We start from the raw sequence: 13,321 nt of genomic DNA, 5'->3' as shown, positions 1-13,321 counted from the left end.
CGCGCCCACCCCGGGGGTCGACCAGCGGGCGACCGCCCACTCCACCACCGGCTCCGCCTGCCACCGGCCGAAACGGCTTGTAGTGTCCGCACGGTGGAGAGATCGTATGAAGATGTGAACGGCGGGGCGGACGCGACTCTGCTGGACGTGTTGCTCGACGCGGCGCGGGAGAGCCCCGGCCAGACCGTCGTGCACGTCCGGGGAGACGGCGGCGAGCACACCGTCACCTTCGCCGAACTCCGCGACGACGCACTGCGCGTGGCCGGGGGCCTGCTCGCGGCGGGCGTGACCCCGGGCACCCCGCTGCCCCTGGTCGCCGACCGGGGCGACACCTTCCAGCCCCTGTTCTGGGGCGCGCTCGCGGCGGGGGCCGTACCCGTCCCGCTCGCCCCGGAGCCCCGCCGGATCGGCCCGGTCTGGGAACTCCTCGGCAGACCACCGGTGCTGACGGACACCGGGTCGACGGCCACGGTCCTGACCACCCTGACCGCGCTGACCACCCTGGCCGACGAGTCCGAGGGGTACGACAGCGCGGCGGGGCAACCGGCCGCGCCTCTACGCGTGTTGCGGCTGAACGAGCTGCGGCTGGGCCGTCCACCCCAGCGCCTCGCCCGCCCCGCCCCTCACGACGTCGCCTTCCTCCAGTTCTCCTCCGGCAGCACGGGCGCCCCCAAGGGCGTGGAGCTGACCCACGCCGGGGTCCTCGCCAACCTCCGCCAGATCCGTACCGCGATGGCGATCACCTCGGACGACGTGCTCGCGACCTGGATGCCGTACTTCCACGACATGGGGCTCATCGGCACGCATCTGGTCCCCATGGCCGCGCGGGTGAAGCAGATACGGATCGAACCGCTGTCCTTCGCGAAGCGGCCCGCCCTGTGGTTCGAGGCCGTGGACCGCCACCGCGCGACCCTCCTCTCCGCCGCGAACTTCGCCCTCGCCCTCGCCGTGCGCCGCGTCCCGGCCGCCACGCTCGCCGGACTCGACCTCGGCTGCGTACGCCTGCTGCTCGTCGGCGCCGAACCCATCGCGCCGCGCGTCTGGCGGGAGTTCACCGCGCTCACGGTCCCCGCGGGGCTCGACCCGCGCGCCCCGCTGCCGGTGTACGGCCTGGCCGAGGCGACCCTCGCGGTGACCGTACCGCCGCTGGGCGAGACCGCGACCCCGCTGGTGCTGGACCGGGCCGCCCTCGCCGAGGGCCGGGTGGTGGACGCGCGACCCGGCCCGCACGCCGTGGAGTTGATGGACCTCGGGCGGCCGGTGGCGGGGTGCGAGATCCGTATCACCGACGACACCGGGGCCCCGGCGGGCGAGTCGCGGGTCGGGCATGTGGAGGTGCGGGGGCCGCAGCTGGGGCGCGGGTACCACCGGGCGCCCGAGGCGAGCGCGGCGGCGTTCGGGGCCGACGGCTGGCTGCGCACGGGCGACCTGGGGTTCCTGCGGGGCGGACGGTTGTGCGTCACCGGGCGCCACAAGGACGTCGTGTTCGTCAACGGCCGTACGTTCCACGCGTCCGACCTGGAGGAGACGGTCGCCGCGACGCCGGGGCTGCCGCCGGGTGCCGTGGCCGTCGTGGGGTCCACCGACCCGGACGGCGGGGGCGAGCGGGTCGTCGCGTTCGTGCCGTGGGCCCGGCCCGAGCGGGCGACCGCGTCGCCGGTGCTCCGCGCCGCCGCTGGCCGGCTGCGGGAGGCCCTCGGGCACGACGACGTACGGGTGCTGCCGTTGCCGCCGGGGGCCATCGCGCGGACGACCAGCGGGAAGCTGCGGCGGGGGGTGCTGCGGGAGAGGTTCGAGGCCGGGGAGTACGCGGCGGTCGAGGAGCGGTGGGGCGGGGTGGCGCCGGGGGCTGCGGCGACTGTTGTGGTGGGCAAGGGTGCGAACGGGGTTCCTCGTTCGCCGCGGGAGGTGCGGGAGGCCGTACGGGAGGTGTGGGCGCGGGTGCTGGAGGTGCCCGTCTCCGAGGTGGGCTCCCGGGAGCGGTTCTACGACCTCGGGGGTTCCTCGCTGAAGGCGATGGCTGTGCTGGGCGGGTTGGAGGACGTGTTCGGGGTGACGGTGGAGCCGGGTGCTCTGCGGGACCACGACACGGTGGCGGGGCTGGCCGGGTACGTGGTGGAGCGCCTCGCCGCCCGGGGAGAGCCGTTCGCCGACGACCCCGGGCCCGTCGCGGCGGAGCGCGCCCGCGCGGCGCAGCCGCCCAGCGGTCCCGTCGGGGCCGTCGCTGTTCTCTCCGTCGCCTGTCGCTTTCCCGGGGTGGATACGCCCGAGGACTTCTGGGAGTTGCTCACGACCGGTGCGGACACGGTCGGCGGGGACGCGGCCGGCCGGCTGCCCGACCCCGGGGCCTTCGACGCCCGTTTCTTCGGGATGGACGACGCGGAGGCGCGGGCGACCGATCCACAGGCGCGGATCTTTCTGGAGCTGGCGCACGAGGCGTTGGAACGCGCCGGTTACGCGGGGCCCCGGCGGGTCGGCCGCACGGTCGGGGTCTTCGCGGCGACCGGCGACAGCGGCTACCGCGAGATTCTCGCCGAGGCCGCCGACGGGGACCTCGCCCGCCATCCCGCCGCCCTCACGGGCAACCTGCCGAACCTGATCCCCGCCCGTGTCTCCCAGGTGCTGGACCTGGACGGCCCCGCCCTGGCCGTCGACACGGCCTGCTCCTCCGCGCTCGTCGCCCTGCACCTGGCCCGGCGCAGCCTGCTGTCCGGCGAGTGCGACCTCGCCGTGGTCGGCGGCGTCAACCTGGGCCTGACACCGACCGGCCGGCGTCTCCTCGCGGCGACGGGCGCGTTGTCGCCCACGGGCCGGTGCCGGGCGTTCGGCACCGACGCGGACGGATTCGTCCCGGGGGAGGGCGGCGCGGCGCTGGTCCTCGCCCGCCTCGACGACGCCCGCACCGCCGACGACCCGGTCCTCGCGCTCGTACGCGGCACGGCCGTGAACAACGACGGCCGCTCGCTCGGCCTCCTCGCGCCGACGCCGCGCGGGCAGCGCGAGGTGATCGGCCGGGCGTACGAGGAGTGCGGGGTCGATCCGGCCGACGTGACGTACGTGGAGGCGCACGGGACGGGGACGCCGATCGGTGACCCGGTCGAGGCGCGGTCGCTCGGGCAGGCGTTCCCGTCCCGCGCCGACGGGGTCACGCGGCGGCTCGGCTCGGTGAAGACGAACGTCGGGCACCTGCTCAACGCGGCCGGGATGCCCGCGCTGGTCAAGGTCGCCCTCGCCCTCACGCACCGCCGGCTCCCGCCGTCGCCCCACGCCACCCCGCCGGCGCCCTTCCTCGCCGACACGGCGCCCGGCTTCCGCCTCGTCACCGAACAGGAGGAGTGGACCAGCCCGGACGGCCGCCCCCTGACCGCCGGGATCAACAGCTTCGGCTTCGGCGGCACCAACGCCCACGCGATTTTGGAGGAGGCTCCGGGGGGTGGGGCGCGGCCTGGCGGGACTGGGGCCGGGTTGGGCGCTGGGGCTGGGGCTGGGTTTGACGCTGGAGCTGGGGCTGGGGGCGCGCAGCCGGTCGACGGGGCTGCCATGGCGCCGTACGGCGGGGCGGTCACGGTCGCCGACGGCCCGCACCTGCTGACCCTGTCCGCCCGGACCGAGGGCGCCCTGCGCGCCGCCGCCGCCGAACTGGCCGCGCACCTGCGGGCCCACCCGAAGCTGGACGAGGGCGACGTGTGCGCCACCGTCAACACGGCCCGCGACGAGGGGCCGTACCGACTGGCCGTGGTGGCGGAGGGAGACCTCGCGGAGCGGCTCGAAACGGGTCGCACCGTGACGGGACCCGTCCGGGGGCGGTCGCAGACCGTGTTCGTCATGCCCGGACAGGGTGTCCGACAGGTCGGCATCGCCGGGGAGTTGTGGCACTCGGCGCCGGTGTTCCGGGACCTTCTGGAGGAGGCCTCCTCCCTCACGGGGCCGGTACTGGGGCGGAGCCTGGCCGCCTGGTGTCTGGACGCCGCCGCCGAGCCCGAGGCCCTGGCCCGGACCGAGGTGGCACAGCCCCTGCTCGTCGCGTTCGGCGTGGCGCTGGCCGGGCAGTTGGCCGCATGGGGCGTGGCACCGGACGCGGTCGTGGGGCACAGCGTCGGCGAGATCACCGCCGCCTGCGTCGCCGGCGCCCTGACCCTGGCCGAGGCGGTCGGCTTCGCCGCCGAACGCGGGCGCCTGATGGGCGGGCTCACCACGCCTGGCGCGATGGCGGCCGTACGGGGAGACGAGGAGACCGTCGCCACCCTGGTCGCCGACTCCGACGGCACGCTCACCGTGGCCGCCGTCAACTCACCCACACAGGTCGTGCTGTCGGGCGAGGCCGAGGCCGTCGACCGAGCGGTCACGGCGCTCACCGCACGTGGCGTGGCCGCCCGACGCCTCCCCGTCTCCCACGCCTTCCACTCCCCCTTGCTGAACCCCGTACTCGACCCCCTCCACAACGCGGCGAAGGCCCTGACCGTGCACCCGGCCACCGTTCCGATGCTGAGCACGGTCACCGGTGACTGGGCCCCCGACCTGACCCCCGACTCCGGCTACTGGCGCGACCACGCGATCCGCCCCGTCCGCTTCGGCCCCGCCATCACCCGGCTCCTCGACGAGGGCTACGACACGTTCGTCGAACTCGGCCCCGGCACCTCCCTCTCCGCCCCGATCCGCGCGGTCACCGCCGCCCACCCCGCCGTCGCACCCACCGAGGTGACGGTCCTGGCCGCGCCGGCACCCGGCGAAGGGCCGACTCGGGGAGCGGGCGCCCTGCTCGAAACCGTCGGCCGGCTCTGGGTCCGTGGAACCCCGCTGTCCCCGACGTCTCCGGCCCGGAACACGACACGTCGACGGGTCCCCGTCCCCACGTACCCCTTCCAGCGCGCACACCACTGGCCCCGACGCCTCGACACCGCACCCGAGCCCGCAGCCGCATCCGAGCCCCAGCGCCGGCCCGCTGAGGCGCCCACTCCCGGCGCCCTTCCCACCCCCCGCCCCCTCCTCTGGCGCGACGCCCCGCTGACCGCCGCCCCCGCCCCCCGCACCGTACGCATGACCGGCGCCGACACCCCCCTGCGCCGTTCCCTCGCCGACCGGCTCACCGCTCGCGGCGTGACGGTACTGAACTCGACGCCCACGCAAGGCCCGTACGACGCCGGGGCGGACGTAGCCCCAGCCCTGGTGCCCACCCCGGAGGCCGTGCTGTGGTTCGCCGGTGGCACCACGAGCCCGGAGTCGGAGGCCGGCACGGCCATCTCAGCCCTGCGCGAGGTGCTGACGGCGCTCGGCACGCCCCTCCCCGGGCCCACCCGTCTCCTGCTCGTCACCGAAAACGCGTACAGCGTTGAGCCCGGAACCGACACAGGCGACGCCTCCCCCCACCCTCACCCCGAACAGGCCCTCCTGCACGGCTTCGCCCTGGCCCTCGCCGAGGAACAGCCGGGCCTCACCTCACTGAGCATCGACCTGTCGGCCCAGGATCCAGTGGACGACCAACTCGCTGCTCTGGAACGCGAGTTGTGCGCCGACACGAACACAACCGGCACCGTCGCCTGGCGAGCGGCCCGCCGCCTCACCCGCGTCGCCACCGCGCCCCCGGCCCCCACCCCGTCCCGCACCCCCCTCCCCTCGAACGGCACCTACCTGATCACCGGTGGCGCGGGCGTCCTCGGCTCCGCGCTCGCCCGTGACCTCGCGGAACGCGGCACACCCACGCTCGTCCTCACCGGCCGCACCCCCACCCCGCCCCGCACCCTGCTCAACGAACTCCGCGCGCTGGGCGCCCACGCCCGCTACCAGGCGGCCGACATCACCGACGCGGACGCCGTCGACGAACTCGTGGCCGGCCTGCGACCCCTGGACGCCGTGTTCCACGCGGCGGGTACGGCTCGCCCCGGCAGCCTGCGGGGCAAGCCGGACGACGAGATCGAGGCCGTGCTCGCCGCGAAGGTGCGCGGTACGCGGCTGCTCGCCGAGGCGCTGCGGCGGAACGGCCAGGAGGGCGCCGTATGCGTCGCCTTCTCATCCGTCTCCGCCGTACTGCCCGGTCTGGCCGGCGCCCTCGGCGACTACGCCGCCGCCAACGCCTTCCTCGACGCCTTCACCACCGCCGAACGCGCCGTCGGCCGCCCCTGGCAGAGCATCGCCTTCGGCCCGGTCAGCGACACGGGCCTGGCCGGCGGAACCCACTCACCCGCGCACCGCCACACCCCCATGACCGCCCGGGAAGCCCTGACAGCCCTCCACACGGCACTCACCCTGAACACGCCCCACGTCCTGATAACAGCCACGGCCGAAACCCCCTCAGCGGCCCGTATGGAGGCCGCAGGCCCCATAGGGGCGCGGGGAACTGCGCGATCAGCCACAACCCACCCGCAGCCGCCGACGCACAGCACCCCCCGAGCTATCAGGCGCCAATCCGCCCCCACCTCCACCGACGCAGCCACCGTCATCCGCCACCTCCTGGCGGACGCCCTACACCGCCCCCCACAGGACATCGGCGACGACGAACCCTTCCTCACCCTCGGCCTCGACTCCCTCAGCGCCGTCGACCTCGCCCGCCGCCTGGAACGCGAACTCGACCGCCCCCTCCCGGCCACCCTCCTCTTCGAACACCGCACCATCACCGAACTGGCCACCCACCTGGCCACCACCCCACCCACCCCGACCCCCCAGCCGGAGCCGGCATCCCACCCCACACCACCCCCGCCATACACCCCCCTCACCCCCCTCCAACTCGCCTTCCACACCACCGAAACCCTCCACGAGGGCCTCACCGCGTACGGCTACGTACGGCAGAGCATCAGCGGCCCCCTCGACACCACCGTCCTCGGCCACGCACTCGCCCACCTCTCCGCCCGCCACCCCATGCTGCGCATGCGGATCACGGACGACGGAACCGCCCGCTCGAGCCAGTACGCCGCCCCGGCGGGCCCCCTCGACACGGCCCCACGCTGGTACGAGATCCAGGACCACCTGGACCCCCACGACCTGCACCAGCTCGAACACGACCTCTGCAACCGCCCGTTCGACCTCAGGACGGAGGACCCGGTACGAGCCGTGGTCGTCCCCGAGGACACCCACCTCACCCACCTGCTCCTCGTCGTCCACCACGCCGCAGCCGACGGCTTCAGCCTCAAGCTCATGGCCGAGGAACTCTGGTCGCTCTACACGGAGTTGACCCGCGCCGGGGATCGGGATCGCCCCCAACTACCCACCCCACAAGCCCAGTTCACGGACTACGCCGCCACCCTCACCGCCGAACGCCAGTCCCCGGCGTACGCGCGGGACCTCGACCACTGGCGCACCCAGCTGGCCTCACACGCACCGTCCCTCCCCTCCCTCCCCTACGACGGCGACCCCGAGGCACCCCCCGCCCCACCCCTCACCCACCACCGCACCGACCTCGACGAGGAACTGACCGCCGCGCTCCGCGAGACGGCCGCGCGGCACGGGGTCTCGTTGTTCCACCTGCTGCTGGCGGCGTACGGCCGCTGCCTGGCGCGGTGGAGCGGACGGCGAGCCGTCGCGGTCAACGTGGCCAGGGCGCGGCGGGAGTCGCCGATCGCCGGCATCGACCGTCTGGTGGGGCCGCTCGCCGACACCCTCCCGGTGTTCGTGGACGTCGACCCCGCCGAACCGGTCACCGCGCTCGCCGACCGGCTGCTTGGAATCTGGCGGGAGGCCGAGGCCCACGCGACCCTGAGCAGCGTGGACTTCGCCCGGCTGCTGTCGGAGGTGCGCCCCGCCACGGGCCCCGCCCCGCGCACGGTGGCCGAGGCCGGCTTCAGCTTCGCCCGCTTCCCGGTGGTCCACGGCCCCGACTGGCCCGTCACCGTCACCCCGACGGCCGCGGCCACGGCCTCCGCCGCCACCCGCCTCGGCCTCCTCTGCTGGGAGGCCGGCGCCGCCCTGCGCCTGTCGTGGAACCACCCGGCCCACCTGTTCCGCCCCAAGACCGTACGGCGCCTCGCCGACGAGTACGTCACGGAACTACGGGCGGCCACCACGGCGGCGATCCCCGCCACCCCGGCCCCCACCCCGGCCCCCACCCCGGCCCCCACCACGGCCGACACAGACCGCGGCGGCCGCGGCGGAATCGTGGACCGTCTCCGCACCCAGTTCCGCGCCACCCCCCGGTCCCTCGCCGTCACCGCCGACGACGGGACCACCCTCACCTACGCGGCCCTGGACGCCACCTCCGCCACCCTCGCCACCCGGCTGCGCGCGCACGGCGTACGCCCCGGCGACCTGGTCGGGCTCCTCACGGAACCGGGCGGCACGGCCACGGTCACCGGAGTCGTCGGCATCCTGCGGGCGGGCGCCGGCTGGGTACCGCTGGACGCCACCCACCCCACCGCCCGGCTCCGGGATCAGCTGTCCCGTACGGGAGTTCGCGTCCTGGTCTGTGCCCCGGCGACCCACGACACGGCCACCGCCCTGGACGACATCGCAATCATCCCGGTCCCCGATCCCGACACCCCTCGGGCCCCCGAACCCACCACAGCTCCCGCACCCACCACAGCTCCCGCACCCACCACAGATGCCGAACCGATCCCCTCGCCCGATCCCGACGCCATCGCGTACGTCATCTTCACCTCCGGCTCGACGGGTCGCCCCAAGGCCGTCCCCATCACCCACCGGTCGATGACGAACTACCTCGACTGGTCGCTGTCCACCTTCGGCTACGGCCCCGGCGACCGGCTCGCGCAGACCGCGTCGGCCTGTTTCGACGCCTCCGTACGGCAGTTGCTGGCACCCCTGCTGGTCGGCGCCACCGTGCACACCCTCTCGCGCGACCTGCTGCGCGACCCGGAGGCCCTGCTCGACCATGTCGTGGCGGACCGGATCACGGTCTGGAGCTCGGTCCCCACCCTGTGGGAACGTCTGCTCACGGCCGCCGAGGAACACGCCCGCCGCAACGGCGGCACCGCCCCCGACCTCTCCGCCCTGCGTTGGGTCCACGTGGGCGGCGAGGCCCTGCCCGCCGCCCACGTACGCCGCTGGTTCGACCTCACGGGCACCGGCGGACGAACCGGCGAACGAACCGGAGGAGGAACCAACGGACGAACCAACGGACGAACCGGCGGACGGTCCGGCGGACGGATAGCCAACCTCTACGGCCCCACCGAGACCACCATCAACGCCACCTGCCACATCATCGACACCCGCCCGGCGGACGACGTCCGCCACCTCCCCATCGGCCGCCCGATCACCGGTACGGAACTGACCGTCATCGGCGAGGACGGCCACGAGTGCGCCACCGGCGAACCCGGCGAACTCCTGATCACCGGCACCGGCCTCACCCCCGGCTATCTGGGCGACCCCCACCTCACCGCCGCCGCCTTCACCGAACGGGACGGCCGCCGCTGGTACCGCAGCGGCGACCGCGTCCGCCGTACGGCCGACGGGGTACTGGAGTTCCTGGGCCGACTCGACGACCAGGTGAAGGTCCGCGGCCACCGCGTCGAACTCGGCGAGATCGAGGCCGCCCTGCTCACCCACCCCGGAGTCTCCCGCGCGGCGGTCCTGCTGCGCGACGGGCGCCTGGAGGCGTACGTGGAGCCGAGGACCACCGCCACCCTCGACCCCCGCGAGGTGCGCGGCTTCCTCTCCCGCACCCTCCCCCCGTACATGCTCCCCGCGCGCGTCCACTCCCTCCCGGCCCTCCCGCTGACCGGCACGGGCAAGATCGACCGCAACCGCCTCGCTCCCCGTGGCGAGAGCGCGCTCCCCGACCCCCGGCGCACACCGCCCGCGACGCCCACCGAGCGACTGCTGGCGCGCATCTGGTCCGAACTGCTGGAGACACCGACGTCCGAGATCAGCCGCGAGGACGACTTCTTCACCCTCGGCGGCGACTCCATCACTGTGCTGGAACTGTTCTCGCGCCTCCGCCGCGAACGCCCCGCACTGCCACGCCCGACCGCCCTCTACACCCACCGCACGCTTTCGGCCCTGGCCACAGCCATCGACACCGCCGACACCACCGCACCACCCGAGGCCCCCACCCCCACCCCTTCCCCCCTCACGCCCTACCTCCTCACCCCCTCCCAACAGGGCTTCCTCCTCGCCGACGCCCTGGCGTCCGGCGGCGGCCCCAACCCCGCCTGGCTGGCCCGCTTCCGTATCGACGGCGCCCTCGACCCCGACCTGTTTCAACGGGCCGTGGACGTCCTCGTGGCCCGGCACCCCATGCTCCGCACGGTCTTCCCGGCCGGCGCGCGCCCACCCGTGCAGCAGGAACTCCCCGCCTCGCTCCGGCTTCCCGTCGAGACGGAGACCCTCGCTCACCCCGGCCTGCTGGAGGAACGGACGGCAGCGGAGGCGAGCCGCCGCTTCGAACCCTGGGCCTGGCCCCTGTTCCGCCTGCGCCTGTTCACGCTCGCCCCGGACGAGCACGTCCTCCTCGTCCACGCCCACCACCTCATCGGCGACGGCTACAGCGCGGCCCTCCTCACCCGCGAACTCCTCACCGTGTACGGCCGTTTCGAACGCGGCCTCCCCCACGGCCTGGAGCCCCTGACCTCCACCTTCCGCGACCACGTCCTCCGCCGAACCACACCCGCCCGAACACTGGCACCGGCACCGGCACCACAGACGGACGACGACTACCGCGCCCGCCACCACACCCCGTACACCCCACCCGTCCTCCACACCCACTCCGTTGAAAGCACCCCCGCCTTCCACACCGCCACCCTCACCCTGGACGCCGACCGCACCCGGGCCCTGCGCAGCCTCGCCCGGACGGCGGGCACCACGCTCCACGCCCCCGTCCTCACCGCGTACTACCGCGCCCTCGCCACCCTCACCGGCCGCCGCGACCTGGTCGTCGGCCTGGCCGTGACCGGCAGGGACGAGACGGTCGACGACGCCCACCGCGTCTTCGGCCCGTTCGCCGAGGCGGTGGCGCTGCGACCGGTGGCACCGTCCGACAGCGCCGAGCCCGCACCGGGTTTCGCCGAGGACCTCCGCCGTATCGCCGCCGAGACGCTCGCGGCCCGCGCCACCGGCCCCCTGGACCTCCGTACACCCCAAGGGCTGCCCCGTACCGCCCAGTTCTTCTTCACGTTCCTCGACTTCGGCTCGCTCGACGCGCCACCCGACACCACGCTGTCGCTCCGGGCCGACGACGGCGACACCGAACTCGCCCCGCCGCCAGTGGGCACCGATGTCTTCCTGGCCGTACGCCCCTCCCCGGACGGCGAAGGGCTGAGCATCACGGCGCGCGCGTCGTCGAAGGCCATGTCCGCAGACGAACTAACTGAGTTTGCAAGGGAGTTGAGGGGAGCGCTGGAGGAATCACCGGGCCGCCGCGACCACGCCCTCGACGCGGCCCTCATCGGCTACCTCCCGGCCCCCCACCACCTGGCCGCCTTCGCCGGGCTCCCCGCGCACGCCGTCCCGAGCCGCGCACAACTCCGCGCCCTCCTCTTCCCGGACGGCCGCCCCCGAGTCCTGGAGACCGTCACCACCCCCCTGGGCAGATCCGGCTTCATCTCCCTCCCCCTCTTCGCGGACGAACTCACCGGCCCACTCCCCACCGACCTGAGCCCCGCCGACCTCAACCCGGACCCGACGTCCTCCCCGTCCGCCCCGAGCACCCTGGCCGCCCTGACCGCCCGCGCCGTGGACCACGCCGCGTCCCTCGGTGCCCGCTGTGTCTCCCTGGCGGGCATGATCCCGTCCCTCACCGGCTACGGCTACGACGTCCTCCGTGAACTCCAGCCGACACCCCCTCACTTGACCACCTCGACCACGCCGACCACCCTCACCACCGGCCACGCGGCCACCACCGTCGCCGTAGTGAAAACCGTCCGAGCCGCGCTCCGGGCGACCGACCGGGAGCTGGCCGAGCTGACCCTCGCCGTCGTCGGCCTCGGTTCCATCGGCACGTCGTCGCTGCGTCTGCTGCTCGCCCTCAGCCCCGCCCCGCCGGCCCGCCTCCTGCTCTGCGACGTCCCCGGCAGCGCCCCCCGCCTCCACCACCTGGCGGCGGAACTGTCGGCCGCCCACCCCACGACGGCCGTACGGGTCGTCGAGTCCACCGACCCCCGCACTCTCCCCACCGAGGTCTACGAGTCGTCCGACCTCATCGTCACGGCGGTCAGCGGCGGCCCCACGGCCCTGCTGGACGTGGACCATCTGCGCCCCGGCACGATCGTCGTGGACGACTCCTTCCCGCACTGTTTCGACACCGCGCGGGCCCTGGAGCGGATGAGGGGCGAGCGGGACGTACTGATCGTGGGAGGCGGCCTGTTGGCCCTCGATTCCACCGAGACCCACCTGGCACCGGATCTCCCGGCCGCCGCCCTCACCGGCCACGCCACCGCCCCCACCCAGCACCACCTCGCGCTCCACCTCCCCGACACCCTCGCCTCCTGCCGCCTGGAGTCCCTCCTCCACGCCCACGCCCGCACCCACTCTTCGGACACGGAACTCCCCCTGATCCACGGCCTCGTCGACCTTCCCCGCGCCCTCGCCCACTGGCACGCCGCCGAGGCAGCCGGAGTCCGTGCGGCGCCCCTCCACCTCCTCGACCACACCGTCCCGCCGGAGGCCCTGATGACGCTGCCCCCGCCGCCGTCCCGGTCCGCCGGTGGGTCGAAGGACGCCGACCGGGGGCGTGACACTGCTGTCAGGCGCGGGCCTGGACGATGAGCGTGCCGATGTGCCCGGCTGCCGGGGCCTCAACCACCGTCGCCTCAGCGGACGCGAAGCCGGCTCGGAGCAGGCGCCGCTCCCACACCGCGGGCTTGTAGCTGTACCGGTACGTGAACATGGCCTTCCCCGCGAACCCGCCCTTGTACATACCCTGCGGCCCGTAGGCACCCGGGATGGCCGGCGGCTGGGAGAACACGAAGACGCCACCCGGTACGAGGTGCTCGCGGACGAGTGGGAAGAGGCGGGAGGGGTCGGTGAACCAGGCCGCGCCGAAGACGGAGTACACGGCGTCGTACCGACCCTCGTCGGCGGCGAGCCAGTCGAGGATCTCCCCCCGCTCGATCCGCACTCCGAGTGGCGCCCACTTCTCGCCCGCGAGCGCCACCATGCGCGGCGACAGGTCCACCCCGGTGGCCTTGACGCCTTGTCCCGCGAGGTGGGCGAGGGCGCGGCCGGTGCCGCATCCGATCTCCAGCACGGTCTGCGGGCTGCCCAGCAGTTCGGGGCCCGGGCCGTGGCCGGCGTACTGGGTCCAGCAGAACGACGGTTCGGCGTCGTCCTTGAACGCGGACTCCGCGTAGGCGTCCCACAGTTCGGTCTCGGCGACGATGTCGTGCGGTACGGGCACAGCTCTTCCTCCGGTCGTCGGGACGGGAGCCCCCGCCCTCGGGGA

General features: G+C 74.5%; 2 protein-coding genes. One reads left to right on the top strand and one right to left on the bottom strand.

Annotation, left to right across the window (positions count from 1 at the left end):
- Positions 1 to 93: 93 nt before the first annotated feature.
- Positions 94 to 12,645, top strand: a complete 12,552-nt coding sequence (locus L3078_RS23960) for a non-ribosomal peptide synthetase/type I polyketide synthase (protein WP_239756011.1) — start codon at positions 94 to 96, stop codon at positions 12,643 to 12,645.
- Here the strand turns inward: L3078_RS23960 and L3078_RS23955 are convergent.
- Positions 12,623 to 13,276 (bottom strand): class I SAM-dependent methyltransferase, encoded by a 654-nt coding sequence (locus tag L3078_RS23955; protein WP_239756010.1) that lies wholly within the window; start codon positions 13,274 to 13,276, stop codon positions 12,623 to 12,625. The two genes, L3078_RS23960 and L3078_RS23955, sit on opposite strands and share 23 nt — an antisense overlap.
- Positions 13,277 to 13,321 lie beyond the last annotated feature (45 nt).

Origin of the sequence: Streptomyces deccanensis, from assembly GCF_022385335.1 — a bacterium.
In the GTDB taxonomy this organism is placed as follows: Bacteria; Actinomycetota; Actinomycetes; order Streptomycetales; family Streptomycetaceae; genus Streptomyces; species Streptomyces deccanensis.
The sequence above is the reverse complement of the archived record's forward strand: the minus strand, read 5'-3'. Positions and strand labels throughout refer to the sequence as shown.